At 58.3% G+C, this 20,512-nt stretch carries 17 protein-coding genes; 9 read left to right on the forward strand and 8 right to left on the reverse strand.

From position 1 onward, the window contains the following. The first annotated feature begins 43 nt into the window (after positions 1-43). Complete coding sequence (locus tag SYN63AY4M2_RS11800) at positions 44-901, forward strand: hypothetical protein (protein ID WP_099813052.1); 858 nt, start codon at positions 44-46, stop codon at positions 899-901. Here SYN63AY4M2_RS11800 and SYN63AY4M2_RS11805 read toward each other — a convergent pair. Further along, a complete protein-coding gene (locus tag SYN63AY4M2_RS11805; RefSeq protein WP_240527848.1) occupies positions 898-1,617 on the reverse strand; it encodes a DnaJ domain-containing protein in 720 nt (239 codons plus the stop codon). The genes SYN63AY4M2_RS11800 and SYN63AY4M2_RS11805 overlap by 4 nt on opposite strands. A 47-nt stretch (positions 1,618-1,664) precedes the next feature. Here SYN63AY4M2_RS11805 and SYN63AY4M2_RS11810 point away from each other — a divergent pair, with 47 nt between their 5' ends. Next, a complete protein-coding gene (locus tag SYN63AY4M2_RS11810; protein ID WP_011430747.1) occupies positions 1,665-1,943 on the forward strand; it encodes a DUF3082 domain-containing protein in 279 nt (92 codons plus the stop codon). Between the two features lie 239 nt (positions 1,944-2,182). Here the strand turns inward: SYN63AY4M2_RS11810 and SYN63AY4M2_RS11815 are convergent, their stop codons facing one another. Continuing rightward, positions 2,183-4,309, reverse strand: a complete 2,127-nt coding sequence (locus tag SYN63AY4M2_RS11815) for a lytic transglycosylase domain-containing protein (RefSeq protein WP_099887400.1) — start codon at positions 4,307-4,309, stop codon at positions 2,183-2,185. A gap of 67 nt (positions 4,310-4,376) precedes the next feature. Continuing rightward, entirely contained in the window at positions 4,377-6,308 is a 1,932-nt protein-coding gene (locus SYN63AY4M2_RS11820; protein WP_099887401.1) for a S9 family peptidase, read from the reverse strand. A 384-nt stretch (positions 6,309-6,692) separates the two neighbouring features. Here SYN63AY4M2_RS11820 and urtA point away from each other — a divergent pair, with 384 nt between their 5' ends. The 5 genes from urtA (at position 6,693) to urtE (ending at position 12,178) form a co-directional block, all read left to right on the forward strand. Beyond that, positions 6,693-7,967, forward strand: a complete 1,275-nt coding sequence (gene urtA / locus SYN63AY4M2_RS11825) for an urea ABC transporter substrate-binding protein (RefSeq protein ID WP_099887402.1) — start codon at positions 6,693-6,695, stop codon at positions 7,965-7,967. Positions 7,968-8,071: 104 nt separating this feature from the next. Further along, positions 8,072-9,229 (forward strand): urea ABC transporter permease subunit UrtB, encoded by a 1,158-nt coding sequence (urtB, locus tag SYN63AY4M2_RS11830; RefSeq protein WP_011430743.1) that lies wholly within the window; start codon positions 8,072-8,074, stop codon positions 9,227-9,229. 3 nt (positions 9,230-9,232) lie between these two features. After that, a complete protein-coding gene (urtC, locus tag SYN63AY4M2_RS11835; protein ID WP_011430742.1) occupies positions 9,233-10,441 on the forward strand; it encodes an urea ABC transporter permease subunit UrtC in 1,209 nt (402 codons plus the stop codon). Between the two features lie 170 nt (positions 10,442-10,611). Further along, complete coding sequence (gene urtD, locus SYN63AY4M2_RS11840; RefSeq protein ID WP_011433599.1) at positions 10,612-11,379, forward strand: urea ABC transporter ATP-binding protein UrtD; 768 nt, start codon at positions 10,612-10,614, stop codon at positions 11,377-11,379. A 34-nt stretch (positions 11,380-11,413) separates the two neighbouring features. Continuing rightward, positions 11,414-12,178: an urea ABC transporter ATP-binding subunit UrtE gene (gene urtE / locus SYN63AY4M2_RS11845; protein ID WP_099835833.1), complete on the forward strand. Its 765-nt coding sequence runs from the start codon at positions 11,414-11,416 to the stop codon at positions 12,176-12,178. 51 nt (positions 12,179-12,229) lie between these two features. Here urtE and SYN63AY4M2_RS11850 read toward each other — a convergent pair whose 3' ends face one another. Both SYN63AY4M2_RS11850 and SYN63AY4M2_RS11855 read right to left on the reverse strand, forming a co-directional pair. Continuing rightward, a complete protein-coding gene (locus SYN63AY4M2_RS11850; protein WP_011430739.1) occupies positions 12,230-13,681 on the reverse strand; it encodes an ABC transporter ATP-binding protein in 1,452 nt (483 codons plus the stop codon). Between the two features lie 142 nt (positions 13,682-13,823). After that, positions 13,824-14,519 (reverse strand): isochorismatase family cysteine hydrolase, encoded by a 696-nt coding sequence (locus tag SYN63AY4M2_RS11855; RefSeq protein ID WP_011430738.1) that lies wholly within the window; start codon positions 14,517-14,519, stop codon positions 13,824-13,826. 191 nt (positions 14,520-14,710) lie between these two features. On the opposite strand from SYN63AY4M2_RS11855, the gene mnmH reads away from it, so the two are divergent. Then, positions 14,711-15,775, forward strand: a complete 1,065-nt coding sequence (gene mnmH, locus SYN63AY4M2_RS11860) for a tRNA 2-selenouridine(34) synthase MnmH (protein ID WP_099887403.1) — start codon at positions 14,711-14,713, stop codon at positions 15,773-15,775. On the opposite strand, the gene SYN63AY4M2_RS11865 is transcribed toward mnmH, so the two are convergent. Both SYN63AY4M2_RS11865 and SYN63AY4M2_RS11870 read right to left on the reverse strand, forming a co-directional pair. Further along, the gene (locus SYN63AY4M2_RS11865; RefSeq protein WP_099887404.1) at positions 15,768-16,571 is read right to left on the reverse strand and encodes a M55 family metallopeptidase; all 804 of its coding nucleotides are present in this window, start codon (positions 16,569-16,571) and stop codon (positions 15,768-15,770) included. The genes mnmH and SYN63AY4M2_RS11865 overlap by 8 nt on opposite strands. Before the next feature lie 192 nt (positions 16,572-16,763). Continuing rightward, positions 16,764-17,798 (reverse strand): adenosine deaminase, encoded by a 1,035-nt coding sequence (locus SYN63AY4M2_RS11870; protein ID WP_099883792.1) that lies wholly within the window; start codon positions 17,796-17,798, stop codon positions 16,764-16,766. Positions 17,799-18,182: 384 nt separating this feature from the next. Here SYN63AY4M2_RS11870 and SYN63AY4M2_RS11875 point away from each other — a divergent pair, with 384 nt between their 5' ends. Next, positions 18,183-19,775, forward strand: a complete 1,593-nt coding sequence (locus SYN63AY4M2_RS11875) for an NAD(P)H-quinone oxidoreductase subunit 4 (RefSeq protein WP_099813360.1) — start codon at positions 18,183-18,185, stop codon at positions 19,773-19,775. 73 nt (positions 19,776-19,848) lie between these two features. Here the strand turns inward: SYN63AY4M2_RS11875 and SYN63AY4M2_RS11880 are convergent, their stop codons facing one another. Then, on the reverse strand, positions 19,849-20,490 hold the full coding sequence (locus SYN63AY4M2_RS11880) for a Uma2 family endonuclease (protein ID WP_099887405.1): 642 nt from the start codon (positions 20,488-20,490) through the stop codon (positions 19,849-19,851). Between the last annotated feature and the right edge of the window lie 22 nt (positions 20,491-20,512).

Here is a 20,512-nt window from a genome sequence, read left to right on the forward strand (position 1 = left end):
TCCTCTATGCTGGAGGCAAAGGGATCCCGCTTGAGGCGCGAAAGTGGACTGGGGCAGCCTATTTTGGATTTTTTTGATCTTCAGCTCGTTGCAACCCCTGTTGAACCGTCGCGCCCAGGAGTTTCGCCGTTTGTTGGCGATCCGGGAGTTGGAGCAGAAGCGGGGCAGCCGGGTGATTTTGCTCATCCACCGCCAGGAGTCGATTAGTTTTTTGGGGATCCCGGTTTCCCGCTACATCAGCATCGAGGACTCGGAGCAGGTTTTGCGGGCGATCCGCCTCACCCCGCCCAACACCCCCATTGATTTGATTCTGCACACCTCTGGCGGCCTGGTGCTGGCCACCGAGCAAATTGCCCGCGCCCTGATCCGGCACCCGGCCAAGGTGACGGTGTTTGTGCCCCACTACGCCATGTCGGGGGGGACGATGCTGGCCTTGGCCGCCGATGAAATTGTCATGGATGCCAATGCGGTGCTGGGGCCGGTGGATCCCCAGTTGGGCGGCTATGCTGCGGCCAGTATTCTGCAGGTGGTGGCGGAAAAGCCCATTGCCGAGATCGACGACCAGACTCTGATCCTGGCAGATCTGGCCCGCAAGGCGATGCACCAGGTGCAGAACTTTGTGCGGGAGCTGCTCAAGGACGATGTGCCCAAGCGCAAAATTGCCCCCGAACGCATCGAGCCCCTCATCCAGGCCCTGACCAGCGGGCGGGTGACCCACGACTACCCGATTACGGCTGAAGAAGCGCGGGAGCTGGGCCTGCCCATCTCCACCGAGTTGCCGCCCCAGATCTACGCCCTGATGGACTTGTACCCCCAGGCCAGCATGGGCCGTCCTTCCGTGCAGTACATTCCCACCCCCTACGATTCCCGCCCCTCTCCACCCGGCGGCGGGTCTCGCTAGGGCGAACTCTGGGCGTAGGTGTCTATGGCTTCTCGACGCAACCCTTCCGCCCGCCGAAACAGCTCTTGCCCAGTGTGCAGGTGGCGATCGTCAAAGTTCAGCGGGAAATAGCTCAGCTCCTCCAGGGCATCTTCCAAGTGGTTGAGGGCATAGTAGAGGCGAGAAGCCACTCCCCCCAAGCTGCTGGGATTGGGAAGGCGGCGAAAGATCTGCTGAGCTTGGGCCAGTTTCTGCGTACACTCCTCCAGATACAGGCCAAAGGCCTCCAGCAAATCGGGATCAAAAGGATCTGCCGCTAAGGCATTTAACTGCGGCTTGAGAGAAGACAGTAAAGGCCCCAAAACTCGGTTCAGAGGAGTGTAGACCTGCCGAATCCAGGCTTCGCGGGCAATAGCCTCCTGGCTGACCGTCTCCGAGGGGGAGCCCGTCGGCTGAGGGTGGCGCGAGGCCCAGCTAGCGCGCAGTTGTCGGTCGTACTCGCGGCGGGCTTGCGGATCCTTGAGCACCGCGTAGGCGGCGTTGATCTGGCGAATGCGTTCAGCAGCAGCCCCGTCTTTTTTGGCCAGCAGGCTGTCGGGATGGTGGTACTTGACCAAACGGCGATAGGCAGACTTGATCTCCGCTGCCGTCGCCAGCACCGAAACCCCCAACACTTCGTAGTGGGAAACTGCTTCAGACCCGCTCCCCATCATTTCGTTCTCAGGACAAACGCTCATATTGTACCTGGAGCCTACAATAAGGGTGAGTTTTCCGGTGCTGCCCCATGCCGTCCTCCCCCCATCCCCTCAGCGCCCTCTTGGGGGCTGCCTTTGCTGCCAGTTTGGGCTATGGGTTCCTACAATTGCTGCTCTCGATGCTGGCCAAGTTGCCGCCCATCGACCTGGAAAGCGGATCCCTGGCGCGGGGGATCAGCATTCTGGTGCGCTACCTGCTGGTGGGATCCGTTTCCCTGATCGCCTTCATGTTTTTCATGGTGGGCTTGGGGCTGGCGGCCTACTCGGTGCAGTTGCTGGGGGAAAGGCTGACCTCCTCCCGACGCTAGCTCTAGAAGAGCTGTGAGCCTGCTGGCCAACAGATCGCGCCGGAGGCTACCCTCCAGCCTCTCGCTCAGGTTGGACACTAGTTTGACCAAAACCTTGGCGGCGCAGGCCCCGCGCCCTCTTTCATCCCTCCGTATACGGGGGGGAAAGAAGGAGGCGTGCGGTGGCAATCTCACCGGTACGTCTGCGTAGCTCGCGATGAGCAAGAAAGAATTCCCGCCCCTTGGGGCTGGGGAGAACGTCAATCATTTGACAGGTGCGGTTGCAGGCGCTGGCTGACCAAGGTGCGCCCCTCTTGGGTGTAGAGCTGCCAGTAGTTCCAGTAGTTGCCAAAGACAGACTTGACATAGCCACGGGTTTCGGCGAAGGGGATCTGCTCCACAAATTCATCGGGATCCTCAAAGCCGAAGCGGCTCAGCCACCTGGCCACGTTGCCGGGGCCGCCGTTGTAGCTGGCCAGGGCCAGGAGGGTGTTGTCTTGGTAGGTGCGGTGGGTGTAGTCGAAGTACCAGGATCCCAGGTGAAGATTGTCGGCGGGGTTGGTGAGGCTGTACTGGGCTAGGCCGATTTTTTGGGCAATCCAGCGGCCGGTGGCAGGCATCACCTGCATCAGGCCCAGCGCTCCCGAGGCCGAGACGATCTCTGGCTCAAAGCGGGATTCCTGGCGGATCAGGGCCGCCACCATCAAGGGATTGAGGTTAAATTGCCGCGACCAGCGGGCCAGGCCGGGCTGGGCGTAGGGATCCCTTTCCCAGGTGTTTTCTGGGCTGGCGTAGTAGTGCAGCGGGTAGATGGCCTGCCAGAAATCCTGGCGCTGTCTCAGGGTCGGCAGCAGCGGGTCGGGCTCGGCGCTAAAGCGCAGGGCAGCCACCTGGTTGATGCCCCGCAGGTGCTCGCCGGCGTTGTTGCGCAAAATGCCGCTGGCAAAGCGCTCGGCCACGCTCATCTGGCCGGGATCCCGTTGCAGCAGAGCCATTTCCCCCTGCCAGCGCTCCCAGGCCAGTTGGCCAGCGCCAATGAGATGCAGGGTCTGGGTAGCCTCGGAAACGGCGGGCAAAGGTTGGCGAACGGGCTGAAAATCCACCTCAACCCTTTGGCGGCCGCTGGAGAAATCTCCTACTGGCCAGCCCAGTTGCGCCGCCGCCCGCCAGGCGTAGTAGGTGTGGGGAAACTGCCGCAGCACCTGCTGATAGGTTTGCCGCGCCGCAGCCACCTCCCCCAGCCGTTCCCGCCATTTGCCGGCCCAGTAGAGCAGTTGCGCCCCCATTTCCGTATCCCGCTGGGCCAAGCCAATCTGCTGGGCTAGAGCAATGGCTTGGCTGAGATTGCCCGTTTGCGCCTGGCGCCAAGCCACCGTCCAGGCGGCGGTGGCCGCGGCTTCGCTGACTGGGAAGCGCTCCCAAAGGGTCTGCCGCACCGCCTGGGCCGATTGCGGGCTGCCGTTGCGGTCATACAGTTGGCTGAGGCTGAGCAACGCTTCTGGAGCTTCTCTATCCGAGCCGGATCCCACCTGGCGAAGCAGCTCGATTGCCGTCGGCAGGTCGCTCAGTTCCGCCAAACGGCGGCGGGTGAGAGAAGCCTCTGGCCCATCGGGAAACTGTGCCAGCAGCGCTTGGTAAGCGGCTCTCGCCTGGGGCAACTCCCGCGAGATCTGGTGGCTGCGCCCCTGGCGGTAGAGATTGCGAGAGGTGGTGGGGGCACGCCCGTAGGCGCGGGCGGCTTTGCCGTACTCCCGCTGCTCCCAATAGGCATCGGCCAGGATCTGCCAATCGGAGGCCGTGAGGGATCCCTCTTGGGCTTGCCGCCAGCGATCCAGCAGCGGCGTTAACCCAGGGGTTTGCGGGTGGTGCAAGGCCAGATCCCGCAGCAGGTCATACCGGTCAGGATCCAGCTCCAGCAGGTGCTTGAGGGCGCGGGCCGTCAGGGGGTGGGTGGGAAATTGCCGCCGCAACTGATCCACCTGGCCCATTCCCCAGAGGGCGTAGGCGGCCACCGGGCTGTGGGGATACTCCTGCAAGATCTTGGGCCACCAGATCTGGCGGGCTGTTTCTCGATCCCCCAGCTTTTCATAAGCCTGAGCCCTGAGCTTCCAGATCTCGTCGGTGAGAACTGGCAGCTTTTCTTCCAAGCCCTGCAGGTGCTCCAGGGCCGCTTGCGCTTGGCCGGCCTGCAGGGCTTTGTAGGCGCGCAAAAAGGCGGCGCCAGAAGTCGAGCTCAGGGGTGCTGGAGGCGCCGCCGCCATCTCGACAGGTTCTGCCCAGGAGGAGGCGTAAAAGCCCCACAGGACGCCGCCCAGTACTCCGCCTGCTGCTAAGGTCGCGGCAAGCCATCGCCTCCAGAGTTGCCGGTGGCTTGTTCTGCTCTGCATGCCTCCCTTCCCCAGCGTCCTTGACTAGGATACCCAATGGGGAGGCGCTGAGCCAGGACAAGTAACCTCAACGAGGAGGAGGCCAGTTGGCAATGGGAACCGGCTCGATAAGCTCCGCCAAGGGAAACCCTAGGATCTGGGCGTAGAAATAAAGCTCTGCCTCCAGGGCCCGTTTGAGGTTGGCTGCCTGGCGAAAGCCGTGCTGCTCACCGGCAAAAGGGACATAGGCCACCGGGATCCCCTTGGCCTGCAGGGCAGCCACCATCCTCTCTGCTTGGTTGGGAGGGACGATGGCGTCCTCCAGGCCTTGAAAGAAGATAACGGGGCAGTTGAGACCCTCCAGGTGGTGGATGGGAGAGCGCTCCCGGTAGAGATCCCGCCGCTCCGGGTAGGGGCCAATTAAGCTGTCCAAGTAGTGGGACTCAAACTTGTGGGTCTCCTGGGCTAGGGCCTCTAGATCGCTCACCCCGTAGTAGCTGGCGCCGGCCTTGAAGACGGTGTGAAACGTCAGGGCCGCCAGGGTGGTGTAGCCGCCGGCGCTGCCGCCGCGAATGAGCAGCCGCTCCCCGTCCACCTTGCCCTGGGCTGCCAAGAATTGGGCCCCAGCGATGCAATCTTCCACGTCCACAAGGCCCCAGCGGCCCTTGAGGGCCTCCCGGTAGGCCCGCCCATAGCCGCTGCTGCCGCGGTAGTTGACATCCAAAACGGCAATCCCCCGACTGGTCCAGTATTGGATCCCCAGGTCGAGCACGGCTGCCGTCGCCCCTGTGGGCCCGCCGTGGCTTTTCACGAGCAGGGGCGGTTTTTCGCCGGCAGGGGCCACGAAGTCGCGGTTTTTGGGGGGATAGAAGAAACCGTAGGCCACTGCCCCGCCTGAGGTGGGAAAGGCGATGGGTTCGGGGATCGACAAGTACTCCGGCTCTACCGCCACGCTGCTAGAACGGGCCACCACCTCCACTTGGCTGGAGGGTAAGTATAGGCAGACCAAGGCAGTGGCTTCCGTCGGGGATCCGGCCAGGAAAGCGGCTTTTTCCCCACTTACCTGCAGATTGTGGATCTCGGTGTAGGGCAAAGGGATCTCTTCCTGTTGCCCCGACTGGGGATCCAGGTAGGCCAAATGGCACAGACCCCCCTGTTGGTAGCAGGCCAGAATGCGCCCATCCCCAGCAAAGCCGTAGGTGCTCAGGCCAAACACCCACTGCGGCTCTCCAAACTCCGCTTCCATAGGGCAGAGGGGAATGGGGCCCTGGGGATCCCAGCGATAGAGGTTCCACCAGCCGCTGCGATCCGAAACAAAGTAGAGATCCCCTTGCGGTGACCACTGGGGCTGGAAGATCGACTCGGCAGGGCCACCGGCCAGCTTTTGAGGTTCTCCCAAGCTGCCGTCAGGGTTCACCTCAGACCGCCACAGCTCTGTGCCGTCCCAGGGCATTTGGGGGTGATCCCAGGTCAGCCATACCAAGGTCTGGCCATCGGGGCTGAGGCGAGGGTTGGCATAGAAATTGTGCCCAGAGGCCAAAACGCGCTGGGATCCGCTTTCCAAGTCAATCGAGACAAGGCTGTTTTCCGGCTCTCCCTGGCGGCTGTGATCCTCCCGCACACAGAGGATGCGTCCACGCGCCCGATCCACCACCCCATCTGCATAGCGATAGGGGCCTGCTTCCGTCAGGGGCTGGGGATCCGAACCCGGCAGCAGGCGGTAGAGCCGTTGGTCAGCGAAGTTGCAAAAATACACTACCCCTGCCGACACCCAATAAGCTCCACCCCCATACTCATGCACTCGTGTCCGCACATTGAAAGGTGCCGGTGTCAGCTCCACCAGGATCCCGTCGGCAGAGCGCCGCATCAACACATTGCGCCCTTTTTCTTGCGGGCGACCCTCCGTCCAGTAGAGATCCCCCTGATCCCAAACCATCTGTCCCAAGCGCAGGGATCCCGTCACCACCAGGTCAGCGGTAATCGGGGATCGCCAAGATCCATAGCCAGCCTGTTGCACCATAAGCTGTTAACTCTCAACTAATTCTCGACCCCAGAACCCCTATTATGCCGGCAGCAAGGGATCCCTGCCTTTGCCTACAGCCTGTGGGGAAAGGGCTCGGATTCTGGGAAAAGGTATCCCGCGATACAATTCTCTCCGGGCTGAATGGGTTTGATGGAACACGTTAAGGCAACAGGGACGCACGGCGCTTTCTCGACTGCAGGATTAGCCTTTTCCTCTGTTGATGTTGGGAAGGCATTCGGTGAAAGCCTCAGCCGACTGCAGTTGGGCAAATTTAACACATGGGCGAGGTGATGAGCTAAGTGCTTCCCTCTGTTGGCCGGGCTGCTGCAACAACTGGACTTCTTAATACCCTTTGCACTCACTTCGTTTCGGAGATCACCGATGGCTCTATCATTTAATCGTCGTCAAGTGCTGAAAATGGGCGCTCTGGCCGGAGCCGGGGCTGCCCTAGGGCCGCAGATCTGGGTGAAGCGATCCGTGCCCGCCTACGCCCAGGGAGAGACCATCCGCGTTGGCATTTTGCACTCCCTTAGCGGCACCATGGCCATTTCGGAAACCAGCGTGGTGGATGCGGAAAAGCTGGCCATCAAAGAGATCAATGCCGCCGGTGGGGTTTTGGGCAAGCAGATCGAGCCGATTATCGAGGATGGGGCTTCCGATTGGCCAACCTTTGCGGAGAAAGCCACCAAACTGATCGATGTGGACAAGGTGGCAACGGTGTTTGGATGCTGGACTTCGGCCAGTCGCAAAGCCGTGTTGCCGGTGTTTGAATCCAAGCAGCACCTGCTCTGGTATCCCGTGCAGTACGAAGGACAAGAGTGCTCCAAAAACATCTTCTACACCGGCGCTGCCCCCAACCAGCAGATCGAGCCTTCGGTGGAATGGCTGCTCAAGAACAAGGGCAAAGAGTTCTTCCTGGTGGGATCCGACTACGTGTTCCCCCGCACGGCCAACACCATCATCAAGGCCCAGTTGGAAGCCCTGGGGGGCAAGGTGGTGGGTGAAGACTATCTGCCTTTGGGCAGCACAGAAGTTACCCCCATCATCAGCAAGATCCGGGCCGCTCTTCCCAATGGCGGTGTGATCTACAACAGCTTGAACGGCGACAGCAACGTGGCCTTTTTCAAACAACTGAAAGGGGCAGGGCTGGGGCCGGATCGTTATCCTTCCATGTCCGTCAGCATTGCCGAAGAAGAGGTACAGGCCATCGGCCCCGAATTTTTGGAAGGGCACTTTGCCGCCTGGAACTACTTTATGACGGTGGATACGCCTGCCAACAAGAAGTTTGTGGAAGCTTTCAAGGCAGAATACGGCCAAAACCGCGTCACCAACGACCCGATGGAAGCCGCCTACATCATGGTTTACATCTGGAAGCAGGCGGCAGAAAAAGCGGGAACGGTGGAGATCGACGCCGTGCGGCAGGCAGCCTACGGCCAGACCTTCGATGCCCCTGAAGGCTTGGTAACCATGAACACCAATCACCACCTGACCAAGTATGTGCGGATCGGCCAGGTGCGCTCTGACGGTTTGTTTGATGTCATCTTTTCTACGGATGCCGTGGAGCCGCAGCCCTGGAACCAGTTTGTGGCAGAGACCAAGGGCTTTGCCTGCGATTGGTCAGATCCGGCCAAGGGCGGTCGCTACAAAGTCAGCTAGTCCTGGCCAGGGCTGGGATCCCTTGCCGTTTGGATAGGGTCGGGGATCCCGCCTAGATGCTCGGTTAGCCTCCCTAGTTTAGTTGGAAGGAGGATCCCCTGCCGATGACCTTGCTCTTGGATAGCTTGTTTAACGGCCTTAGCATCGGCACCGTCTTGCTGATAGCCGCTCTGGGCTTGGCCATTGTTTTCGGCCTCATGGGGGTCATCAACATGGCCCATGGGGAGCTGATGATGTTGGGGGCCTACACCACTTTTGTGGTTCAAAATGCCTTTCGTCCCCTAGGGGATCCCTGGCGGGATCTGTACATCTTTCCAGCTTTGGTAGCTGCCTTTGCCGTCACGGCTCTGGTGGGACTAGCCCTGGAGCGGGGGGTGATCCGCTTTTTGTATGGCCGACCGCTGGAAACCCTTCTGGCCACTTGGGGTGTGAGCCTGATCCTGCAGCAGTTTGTGCGCAGCGTCAATTGGGTGCTGGCTTTCCGCTTGGGGGCCTTCGCGGTGCTCTTTTTCGGCGGCTGGTGGCTTTTGTCCAGGCGGGCGGATTGGCCGCGTCTCAAGGGGTGGACGCTGGCGCTGCTGTTGGTGCTCTCCACGGCCATTGCATCGGTGGGGGGGCGGGTGCTGGCGCAAACCTATGCTTTGGCGGTTACCCAGCCTTGGTTCGGCGCCCAGAACAAAGACGTGACGGCTCCCCGGTGGCTGGGGGGTGGGATCCCGGTGGGCAACCTGTTTTTGCCCAATACCCGCCTGTTTATCATCGCCCTCACCATCCTCTGCATCCTGGGGCTGTACTTCTTCTTGCAACGCACCCGCTGGGGGCTGCGCATCCGGGCGGTTACCCAGAATCGGGCCATGAGCGCCTGTGTAGGGATCCCCACGCAAAAGGTGGATGCCCTTACCTTTGCCGTCGGCTCGGGTCTGGCGGGAGTAGCCGGTGTGGCGGTCAGCCTGCTGGGATCCGTTGGGCCGAACACCGGCCAGAACTACATCGTGGATACCTTTATGGTGGTCGTCGTGGGGGGTGTTGGTAAGCTCTTAGGCAGTATTGTGGCGGCGCTTGGGATCGGGATTGCCAACTTTGTCATCGGCTCAGGGACGCTGGCTTTGATTTTTCCCAACGTGCCCATCCTGACCGATACCCTCAACTTTTTTGCCACCACGAGCATGGCCAAGGTGATGGTCTTTGCTTTGATCGTGGCCTTTTTGCAGGTGCGACCTCGGGGCCTTTTCCCCGAAAAAGGTCGTATGGTGGATGCCTAGGGAATGATCTCGCTTGGCGAAAACTCTAGGACCAGACTCTCCATCTTCTACTCCCTCACAAAGCCCATGAAACTGGTTCATTCCCCCCGTGCTGATCATGAAGTGGCTGCTCCCGCCGCGGGTGGGGATCCCAATTCTTCTCGCAAGCTTCTGTGGGAGGCCGGGATCCTCATCGTTTTGGTGCTGGCCTTGATCTTTGTGGCCCCAACTGTGCTGTCTGGCTTTCGGCTCAACTTGTTGGGGCGGTTTCTGGCCCTCAGCATTGTAGCTTTGGGGATCGACCTCATCTGGGGCTATACCGGCATGCTCAGCCTGGGGCATGGGGTGTTCTTCGCCTTGGGGGGCTACGCTCTGGGGATGCACCTGAAATTGCAATTGCCGGAAGGTCAGATACCAGAGTTTTTCAGCCTCTACGGGGTAACGGAATTGCCCTGGTTTTGGTATCCCTTTTATTCGTTTCCGTTTACGGCTGTTGCTGTTGTCTTGATCCCGGCTTTGGTGGCAGCAGCCCTGGGATATTTGGTGGTGAGAAATCGCATTCGAGGGGTTTATTTCTCCATTCTAACTCAGGCCACCACGATCATTTTCTTTAACTTCTTCAACGGCCAACAGCGCTTAATTAACGGCACCAACGGCCTGACCAACTTCCAGACTTTGTTTGGCCTAGATGTCAACTCGTCCGAAATGCGCTTTGCTGTCTATGTCACTACAGTTCTGGCGGTGGTTTTGGCTTACCTTCTCTGTCGTTGGCTGACCAGCGGCCTATTCGGTCGGATCCTGGTAGCCATTCGAGATGACGAGCCGCGGGTTCGTTTTTCCGGCTACGATCCCACCGGCTTTAAAGTTCTGGTGTTTGCCGTGTCTGCTGCCCTGGCGGGTGTTGCCGGAGCTTTGTTTACCTTGCAAACTGGGATCATCTCTCCCAATGCGATGGCCGTTCCCTTTTCCATTGAGATGGTAATCTGGGTGGCGGTGGGCGGTCGGGCCAGTTTGGTGGGGGCGGTGCTGGGGGCTCTGTTGGTTAACTTTGCCAAGAGCTTGCTGAGCGAAAATTTTCCCGAAATTTGGTTGTTTTTCCAAGGGGGATTGTTCCTGCTGGTGGTGCTGGTGTTGCCGGATGGACTGGTGGGTTGGGTGCGCACCCAAGGCAGGCAGCTTTGGGTCACTGTCCAGCTTTGGCGCAGGCGCTTGGCAAATACTTCTCCAGCCTAAATCTGGCTTTCTCTTGAGGATGTCAGTTATGTGCAAGATATAAGTTTAAGGTAAGAGGATCCCATGGGTGAGCCAGCGATGCCAAGTTTCCTCTCCTATTTGATGGGTTTATTTGATGGGTTGAGAATCCGGTTTGACCTTTGGCCTTTCCGTTCTTGGATGTGATCCCTATGCTCACTGCAGCTCCCACCGCTACCCGACAAATTTTACAAACTCAGGATCTCACCGTCAGCTTTGATGGCTTCAAGGCTTTGGACAGGCTGAACTTCTCTCTGGAGGAAGGGGAGCTGCGGGTGGTCATCGGCCCCAATGGGGCAGGCAAGACTACGTTTCTCGATGTGCTGACGGGCAAGGTTAAGCCTACTCGAGGCCGGGTGCTGTTTAAAGGAAAAGATCTGACCAAGCTCAAGGAACATGAGATCTCGATTTTGGGTGTTGGGCGCAAGTTTCAGACGCCGCGGGTCTATCAAAACTTGAGCGTGCGAGAAAACTTGGAGCTATCCCTCAACCCTGACAAAAGGGTTTTTTCCACCCTATTGGGCAAAAAGCATCTGCGAGAAAAAACGGATGCTCTTTTGGAAACCATTGGCCTCAGCCGTAAGGATCGGGTTCCGGCAGGGCTGCTTTCCCACGGAGAAAAGCAATGGCTGGAGATCGGCATGGTGATTGCTCAAGATCCGGATTTGCTGCTGCTGGATGAATGCGTGGCCGGGATGACGGACAAAGAAACAGAAGCTACAGGAGAGTTAATTCAATCCTTAGCCCAAAGCCACACCATTTTGGTGATCGAACATGACATGGTGTTTGTCCGACAAATTGCCCGCAAGGTTACCGTTTTACACCAAGGCTCGGTGCTGTGCGAAGGTACCTTTGAGGATGTGAAAAACGACCCGCGAGTGATTGAGGTCTATCTCGGATCCCACAAGGGGAAAAACTAAGCAAAGAGGCTATAGTTCTGTATCTAATCGACTCATGCGCAGGCCTATGAATACGGAAAACGCGACCGCAACACAAAACTTATCCCGAGATGGATCCGGGCCTCTCCTGGAGGTCTCCAACTTGAGGGTTTACTATGGTCAGAGTTTAATTGTGAAGGATCTCTCTTTTAAGATCTTTCCCGGCCAAGCGGTCTGCCTTCTGGGTCGCAATGGCATGGGCAAAACCACCACGCTTAAAGCCCTGATGGGGCTTCTGAAAGACTGCACAGGCAAAATTGCTTTTGAGGGCCGTCCTATCAACCATTACCCTCCCAATTGGCGAGCCCGCGCCGGTATTGGCTATGTACCCCAAGGTCGAGAGATATTTCCCCGCCTAACGGTTGAGGAAAACCTGCTGGTGGGGCTAGAAGCGGCACCGGACAGAGAACGGATCATACCTGAGTTTGTCTATGACCTATTCCCAATTCTGCGTTCTTTTCTTAAACGGCTGGGTGGGGATTTGAGCGGTGGGCAGCAGCAGCAACTGGCCATCGCCAGAGCTTTGGTGGCAGAGCCCAAACTTTTGCTCCTGGATGAGCCTACAGAAGGGATCCAACCCTCCATCATCATCGAGATTGAAGAAGCCATCACCCGTATTCAAAAGGAGCGGGGCGTTTCGGTGTTGCTGGTGGAGCAGTATTTTGAGTTTGCCCAAAGCCTAGCCGATTACTTTTATCTTATGGAAAATGGATCCCTTATCATGGAGGGGCAGACCAACCAGATGGATGAAGAAAAAGTTCGGGCTCACCTCTCCATTTGAGGGGAAGCCATGTCATATTCACTGCTGATTACTTACCAAATCACTTAATGCTTAATGTCCGCCCATCTTGTGGCCAACTTCTTTGAGATCCACGCTGCTGATAGGACTTTCATAGACGATCCGACCGCCCGCCATCACCAGCAAACGATCGGAGAGCTTGAGAAGCTCGTCCAGATCTTCGCTGATCAGCAAGACGGCAACTCCTCGGTTACGAGCATCCACAATCTGCGAGTGAATGTAATCTACTGCCGCAAAGTCCAGACCAAAACAAGGATTGGCGGCGATCAAAATTTGTGGATCTCCGGCGAGTTCCCGTGCCAAAATGGCTCGCTGGACATTACCCCCCGACAGGTGGCTGATGGGAGTTTGGGCTGCAGGCGTTTTCACCTTAAATTGCTCGATTAACGCGCGGGCATAGCGCCAAATCTCTTGCCAGATCAACATCCAACCTTTGGCCATAGGATCCCGGTCATAACGACGCAGGGCCAAGTTTTCGCCAACGCTCATGTTGGGGATCGAGGCATTTCTCAGAGGTTCCTCCGGCAAACAGCAAACCCGGTGGCGCACCATTTCTGCGCGGGTGGCCCTGTACAGTTGCCCGTTGATCTTGATCTGCCCGGCTGTAGCCATCCGCTGCCCGGCCAAGACTTCCATCAACTCCCGCTGGCCGTTGCCGGAAACGCCGGCAATTCCCACAATCTCACCTCCATGAACAGTCAGGGTCACCCCCCGCACAGCGGGCAAGCCATTGTCCTTGTCAGCCTGGATCCCTTCAATTTCCAGCAGAGGGGATCCCCCTTTGACCAAGGCTTTCTCCAACTGGATCTGCACCTGTTGCCGGCCCAGCATCATTTCGGCCATTTCTGCTGTGGATAAATCTTTCACTTGTCCATGGCCGGCCACCTTCCCACGTCGCAACACCGTCACCTCATCGGCAAAGGCATTCACCTCGCGAAACTTGTGGGTAATGAGCAATACACTCAGGTCGCCAGCTTCCACCGAACGACGCACAAGGCCCAAGACTTCGTCGGCTTCCTCTGGCGTGAGCACAGAAGTAGGCTCGTCCAAGATCAGGATCTTGGTGTTCAAATAAAGCTGCTTGAGGATCTCGACCTTCTGCTTTTCTCCTGCCGATAGTTCGGAAACAAAAGCCCGCAAGTTGACTTGGAAAGGGGCTGTTTCCATAAAATCTGCCAGCTTTTTTTCCTCTTCTTTCCAGTCAATCACCAAAGGCAAATCTGGGCGGGCCAAGACCAAGTTTTCCGCCACAGTCATGGCGGGTACAGAGGTGAAATGTTGGTACACCATGCCAATGCCGTAGTGATAGGCATCCCGTGGGCTGTGGATGGCACGAGCTCGTTTATCAATGCAAACATCGCCAGAGTCAGCATGATAAAAGCCCATCACGCACTTGACGAGGGTGCTTTTCCCGGCTCCGTTTTCCCCAAGTAAGGCATGAAGGGATCCCGGCTTGAGTTTCATCGAGACGTGGTCTAGGGCCAACAGGGATCCAAATCGCTTGGTGAGGTTGACGACCTCCAGTTCCGGGGGGCTTTCCGTGCTGTTGAGATTTCAGTTTGGGCAGTGGTAGTCATGGTTGGTCAAGATCTCCTGGTTTGGGTGTCTCACGTAAAGAAATCGAGGTCTAGTCGGTTTTGAGTTCCTGAAGTACTGCTATCAAGGCACCTGAATCGGCAACTGCCCCGAAAACCCCGCCTTGCATCTGGATCATCTTCAGAGCAGCGAGATAATTTCCGTAGTCTGTGGCACCTGTGCAATCGGATAGCAACAAACATTCATAGCCCCGGTCGTTGGCTTCTCGCATGGTGGTGTGGACGCATACATCGGTGGTGATGCCCGTCAAGATCAGGTTTTGGATGCCTTTGCGCCTCAGGATTAAGTCCAGATCGGTGGCATAGAAAGCGCCTTTGCCCGGCTTGTCGATGATCACCTCCCCTGGCAGAGGAGCCAGTTCCGGGATAATTTCCCAGCCGGGTTCTCCTCGCACCAGGATGCGCCCACAGGGACCGGGATCCCCAATGCCTGCCCCAATGCGTTGACTGCGCCAGCGCTTGTTTTCCGGCAAATCTGATAGATCGGGGCGATGGCCTTCGCGGGTATGCACGATGAAAAAACCCAGGGCTCGCATTGCCGCCAAAACCCGTCGGATCGGCTCTATGGGGGCACGGGTGAGGGAAATGTCGTAGCCCATTTTGTCTACATAGCCACCTACCCCGCAGAAATCGGTCTGCATATCGATGACGATCAGGGCGGTGTTCTCAGGCCGTAAGTCACCGTTGTAGGGATAGGGGTAAGGTTCTGCCGCAATATAGGATCCCATAGCACCTCTGGCAAATCAATTCAATAAAGAGCAAAGAAAGAGCAAAAGCCCAATCAAGAGGGATATCCAACCCAAGCCTTCGGGTCACCCTGCGCTTGACCTCGGCTCTCCCAAGTTAAAGCTGGGGCGGTGAGCCTTGGCCAGAACCCTGCCAAGATAGAACACAGCTTACCATTTCTATCCGCAGGTTTGTGTCTCCTCCGATTCACTTCACTGCAGAGCCCTGGCTGCACACCTACAGCGAAATTATCGATGTGCGCTCTCCGGCAGAGTTCGCAGAGGATCATTGGCCGGGAGCCATCAACTTGCCTGTACTCTACGATACAGAACGGGCGGAGGTGGGCACGCTCTACAAGCAGGTGGATCCCTTTACAGCCCGCAAACGAGGGGCAAGCTTGGTGGCCCAGAACATCAGTCGCCACTTGCAAACCCATTTTGCCGATAAAGATCGCGATTACCGGCCCCTAATCTACTGCTGGCGGGGAGGGCAGCGCTCTGCCAGCTTGGCGTTGGTGTTGTCCCAGGTGGGCTGGCAGGTTACGGTTTTGCAAGGTGGCTACAAAACCTACCGGGCCTGGGTGCGCCGACAGCTGCAGATCTTGCCCCAGGAATTTACCTACCGAGTGCTCTGCGGACCAACAGGGAGCGGCAAAACCCAGTTGCTTCACCATCTGCGCCAACAGGGATCCCAAGTTCTCGATCTGGAAAAGCTGGCCTGTCACCGGGGATCCCTCCTGGGGGCCGAGTGGGGGGTGCCACAGCCCAGCCAGAAGAGCTTTGAGAGTCAACTGGTGCAGGTTTTTCTCCGGTGGGATCCCGCCAAGCCAGTCTGGGTGGAGGCTGAGAGTGCCAAAGTGGGCCAGCTCCATCTGCCGCCTGCCCTTTGGCAAGCCCTTACCCAAGCCGACTGTGTCGAAGTGCAGTTGCCTCTAGAGGAGCGGGTGAAGGGGCTGATCGCCCATTATCCCCACTGGATTGCTCACCCCCAAGCGCTAAAGGGGAAATTGCTGCCTCTGAAGTCCCGTCTTGGCCAGGCCCGCCTGCAGCGTTGGTTTGAGCTGATCGACGCCCAAGACTGGCCGCAGTTTGTGCAGGAGTTGCTGGAGCAGCACTACGACCCCACCTATCGACACGGGCTGCAGCAAAACTTCAATCGCCTTCGGGCCCGGATTGAGCTGTCTGACCTTTCCGAGACCAGCCTCAGGGAAGCTGCTGCTCGCCTCATCCAGATGCCGCTTGGATCCCTGGCTAGGTGAGCACGATAAACTCCAAAGCCCGCAACACCTCAAACCACTCGGAAACTTCCAGCCGAACCGTGGAATCGGCAATCCACCGGCAGCCGGGATAAAAAGACTTGCGGTAGGCCCGAGCGGGATCCTTGTAGTCCACTTCCAATTGAAAGTGATCCGGCAGTGGGCGAGGACGGTAGGCCGACAGCCGCCTCAGGGATCCCTCTACACCTTGGCGGATGGCCCGCAAAACTTGCTGCGGATGTGGCGTAATGACCGACTGGCCTATCCCTTTGTGGGTGACCACCGTCTCGATGTGGGCGTCATAAGCTTTCGCTGCGGCACACACCTCCGCATCTCCGGCTACAAACACAACTGGGACTCCCTCATAGGCAGCCGTGAGGCTGACCAGGTGAAACTCGGCGATGGCCTGGCCGTTCAGTCGGATTTGGCTAACTTCGGTGGTGTAGGTGTGGGCGAGGGGGTTGGCAGCAGAACCGGCGCGGGCATGATAGCCGATCAAGATCAGGGCATTGTAACTGCGATCCAACTCTTGCACCATACAGTAGGGGTGGCCGCTCCAGCCGCGGATGAGTTGCACCGGCTCCGGCAACCGTTCGGGGATGAGGTTCCGCCCGGAGTCATGGGCATCTTTGACTGTGATCTGCGTGGCTCCGGCAGCCAGGGATCCCTCACAAGCCGCGATCACTGCTCGGGTCATCTGCTCTCGGAATGGCTCGTAACCTGGCTGGCCGATGGTGGCCTCATCCCAATGGCTGATGCCGGCGATCCCCTCGATATCGGCGCTGATATAGACCTTCATGCTTGGCTCAGTAGACTCAGCATTGGATTCTGTTGGGCTTCATCCACCCTCGGATGCCGCTCAGCATCGCTCTGGGCAAGGGATCCAAGCGGTTATTTCCCTTGCGAAAGCTGCCCCTGTCTCTGTTACGGATCCCTTCCCTGTTTTCGAGAAGTCGGGATGAAAAACAAGGACTCCATCCCGCTGAGGCGGTCAGAGAGCCACCAAAGAAGCAGATACCCCCTGCTGCAACTCCGACAACAATGAGGCCGGACGCCCCTTATAGGGCCAGGCAAAAGCGTGACGAAAAGCCGCCTCCTGACAGCGCTTGAGCTGGTCGAAATCGATAATGTCGTGCGTGAGCAAGTTTTCGTACTCAAACGGCAGGCGCACGTTGTGCAGGCCGGCGTTGTCGGTGCAGATGGCGATATCTACCCCCGCGTCAAAGCAGCGGTCGAAGACGATTTTGAGGGGCTCCAAGCTGGGCAGCGTCCCCGTCTTCAGGTAAGTGGTGGGACAGACCTCCAGGCATTGGCCGCGCCGCGCCAGCTCTGGCAGCAGCTCTGGGTAGTGGAGAGGGATCTGGATCCCGTGGCCAATCCGCGAGACATAGGGCAGCAGCTCTGGGTAACAGCCATCCAAAGTCTCATAGAGATGGGCAGTGGTTTTGAGGCCACGGGCCAGGGCATATTTGAACAGCTCAATCCACTCGTCCATGCGTTCGCCGTAGGCCTTATCTCCCCCCGCCAGGTCGATGGCAGACACGTATTCGGACTCGGCGGCGGCCTCCACCATGGCGCGGTTGATATGGCTGGGCAGGCGGGAGTGCAAACACACAATCTGGGTGGTGACGATGGGATATTCCCGCTGCTGGCTGGCTTGCCCTACCGTTTCGATAACTTGGCGCATCTGCTTGAGGCGATCCGCCTCGTCCAAGCTGGGATCTGTGCGCAGATAGGGGGTGTAGCGAATCTCTAGATAGGCCAAATCCTCAAAAACATAGGCCCCCCGCAGCAGACGGTAGATGAAATAAGGTAAGCTTTCCAGGGTTTGCACCTGTTCCACTAGCGTGTGCAGCTCCAAGTAATCTTCAAGGGTGTTGCGCGGGCGGGTGTAGAACTCCTCAAACTCGGCGTAGTCAGGAAAGCGTGCTGCCAGAGGGGATCCCTGGCGATGCAGGTAGCGCCACAAAATCCTAGGAACGACCGAACCGCCTAGGTGGCGGTGTAACTCCGCATGCAGTGCCATACTTCAAAGCTTCCCCCAGAGGCTCCCCTCACCGCCCGCCAAGGGCGGACCTGGCTTGGTTGTTAAGTACTATTTCTACTGTTATCCAACAGCGGCAGTCCTGTCCAGGCGCAATTGCGCAGGGTCGGCTAGCCGGGGGCCAGGTGATGAGGTTTCTAATAGCCAGGTTTGATGACCAGGTCAATGCTTGAGTCCTGGTCGAGCCCGGCCAGGGATCCCGGCAAACTAGGTAAAGAGCCTTAAGATAGTTCTGGAGGTTTGCTGAGCAGAGATACTCAGGAGCGATTCTGGTAAAAGGCTGTTGGCTGTAGCCGACGGCAATCCCCCTGGAAGGGTGTGGTATGAACTTAGCGTAACGAGGTTATCTTCATGGCGCTGCCCAGCTTGCACGAGTTTCCCTGGCTGACCACGGTCATCGTCTATCCGGTGGTGGCCGCCCTCTTCATCCCCTTGATCCCGGCGCCCGCTGGGGATCCCACTACCCGGGTCTACGCGCAAAAGTTGGCAGAACGGGTTCGCTGGTTTGCCCTCTTCATCGCGGTTACCGACCTGCTCATTTTGCTGGCTGGCTTCTATGTCGGCTATGACCCCAGCCAGACAAGCTTACAACTGCTGGAGCGCTACACCTGGGTGCCGCAGGTGGGGCTGAGCTGGTCGGTGGGGGCCGATGGCCTTTCCATGCCGCTGATCCTGCTCACGGCTTTTGTGACCACGCTTGCCATCTTGGCCGCCTGGCCGGTCACCCTCAAGCCGCGCCTGTTTTATTTTCTGATGTTGGCCATGTACGGCGGGCAGATCGGGGTGTTCGCCGTGCAGGACATGTTGCTCTTCTTCCTGATGTGGGAGCTGGAGCTGATCCCGGTGTATTTGCTCCTCTCCATTTGGGGGGGGTACAACCGCCTCTATGCGGCCACCAAGTTCATTCTCTACACCGCCCTCAGCTCCCTGTTTATCCTGGTGGCGGGCCTGGCCATGGCCTTCTACGGGGATCCCATCAGCTTTGACATGACGGATCTGGCCCACAAGGCCTATCCGCTGAGCTTCCAATTGCTGCTGTATGGGGCCTTCCTCATCGCCTACGGGGTGAAGCTGCCCGTCTTCCCTTTGCACACCTGGCTGCCCGATGCCCACGGCGAAGCCACGGCGCCGGTTCACATGTTGCTGGCCGGGATCTTGCTTAAGATGGGGGGCTATGCCCTGATGCGCATGAATGTGGGCATGCTGCCGGATGCCCACCTCTACTTTGCGCCGGTGCTGATCGTGCTGGGGGTGGTGAACATCATCTTTGCCGCCCTTACCTCCTTTGCCCAGCGCAACCTCAAGCGCAAGATCGCCTACTCTTCCATCAGCCACATGGGCTTTGTCCTCATCGGGATCGGATCCCTGACCGAAATCGGCATGAGCGGCGCCATGCTGCAGATGATCTCCCACGGGCTGATCGGGGCCAGCCTGTTCTTCTTGGTGGGGGCCACCTACGACCGCACCCACACGCTGGAGCTGGAGGAAATGGGCGGCGTCGGCCTGAAGATGCCCAAGATTTTCTCCATGTTCACCGCTTGCTCGCTGGCCTCTCTGGCTCTGCCGGGGATGAGCGGCTTTGTGGCGGAGCTGATGGTGTTCATCGGCATGGCCACCACCGATGCCTACTCCCTCCCCTTCCGGCTGGTGGTGGTCTTTCTGGCGGCGGTTGGGGTGATCCTGACTCCTATCTACCTGCTGTCGATGTTGCGGCAGATCTTCTTTGGCCCGGAAAACAAAGAGCTGACCGAACACGAGGAACTGGTGGATGCCGAGCCGCGGGAGGTGTTCATCATCGCCTGCCTGCTGATCCCCATCATCGGCATTGGGCTCTATCCCAAGCTGGTCACTAGCCTCTACGACCAGTCCACCAATGCCCTGGTGGCGCTGCTGCGCCAAGAACTCTCCTCTATTGGAGCGACGGTTGCCCAAGCTCCTGCTCTCTACAGCGCCGACTGAAATGGAGGCGAGGGAGGCTGGGGCAGCTTGTCAGCAAGGCGTGCCACTGGTCCAGCCGGTCTCGGCTTTTTTCTCACTGGGCACCGGAAGGGCTGGGGTTAGGCGAGTGCCCCGCCTGTGCATCTCCGCTGTGCTTGCCGCTCTCGTCAGCTCGAACCCGCATCCAACCAAACAACGTTTCGACCGTCAGTTGGATCCCTTGGGCAAACGCGGGAACGGGGATCAGCTCTTGCGGATCCTCATGCACGGTTGGCTGCTGTCCGGCAGGGTAGGCGAAAACGAGCCTTTCTTCGGGAGCTACGATCCACCCCATCTGGCAGCCGTGGGCCAAGCCGATCAAAATTTTCTTGACCAGCTTCATTTGATTTTGATCGGGAGAGAGAATCTCGATCATCCAATCTGGGCAAAAGGGAATGAGATTTTGAATGGTGCCATCTTCATCCACAGGGATCCGATCCCAGGCGATCACAGAAATATCGGGCACAATCGCATAGCCGGCAAAAGTGCAGCGCAACTCTGGAAATGCCCACCCGAGGCGTTTGGGTTTGAGGTTTGCGTTGATAAAAGAAGTTAGCTCCCCCTGGAGTAGGCTGTGCTTTCCCTGTGGCATGGGCTTCTGGATGATCTCTCCCTCGATGAATTCACTGGCGGGTTGAGCTTCTGGCTGCTGCAGAAACTCTTCCAGGGTTAGGGGCTTGGCAGACAGACGAACCATGATTTCCTCCTCTCAAGTTGGT

This window comes from Synechococcus sp. 63AY4M2 (genome assembly GCF_002760475.1).
Classification (GTDB): Bacteria; Cyanobacteriota; Cyanobacteriia; order Thermostichales; family Thermostichaceae; genus Thermostichus.

Coding starts and splice junctions, on each gene's coding strand:
- SYN63AY4M2_RS11805 (WP_240527848.1), bottom strand. CDS start 1,617: ATGAGCGTTTGTCCTGAGAACGAAATGATGGGGAGCGGGTCTGAAGCA.
- SYN63AY4M2_RS11810 (WP_011430747.1), top strand. CDS start 1,665: ATGCCGTCCTCCCCCCATCCCCTCAGCGCCCTCTTGGGGGCTGCCTTT.
- SYN63AY4M2_RS11815 (WP_099887400.1), bottom strand. CDS start 4,309: ATGCAGAGCAGAACAAGCCACCGGCAACTCTGGAGGCGATGGCTTGCC.
- SYN63AY4M2_RS11820 (WP_099887401.1), bottom strand. CDS start 6,308: ATGGTGCAACAGGCTGGCTATGGATCTTGGCGATCCCCGATTACCGCT.
- urtA (WP_099887402.1), top strand. CDS start 6,693: ATGGCTCTATCATTTAATCGTCGTCAAGTGCTGAAAATGGGCGCTCTG.
- urtB (WP_011430743.1), top strand. CDS start 8,072: ATGACCTTGCTCTTGGATAGCTTGTTTAACGGCCTTAGCATCGGCACC.
- urtC (WP_011430742.1), top strand. CDS start 9,233: ATGATCTCGCTTGGCGAAAACTCTAGGACCAGACTCTCCATCTTCTAC.
- urtD (WP_011433599.1), top strand. CDS start 10,612: ATGCTCACTGCAGCTCCCACCGCTACCCGACAAATTTTACAAACTCAG.
- urtE (WP_099835833.1), top strand. CDS start 11,414: ATGCGCAGGCCTATGAATACGGAAAACGCGACCGCAACACAAAACTTA.
- SYN63AY4M2_RS11855 (WP_011430738.1), bottom strand. CDS start 14,519: ATGGGATCCTATATTGCGGCAGAACCTTACCCCTATCCCTACAACGGT.
- SYN63AY4M2_RS11865 (WP_099887404.1), bottom strand. CDS start 16,571: ATGAAGGTCTATATCAGCGCCGATATCGAGGGGATCGCCGGCATCAGC.
- SYN63AY4M2_RS11870 (WP_099883792.1), bottom strand. CDS start 17,798: ATGGCACTGCATGCGGAGTTACACCGCCACCTAGGCGGTTCGGTCGTT.
- SYN63AY4M2_RS11880 (WP_099887405.1), bottom strand. CDS start 20,490: ATGGTTCGTCTGTCTGCCAAGCCCCTAACCCTGGAAGAGTTTCTGCAG.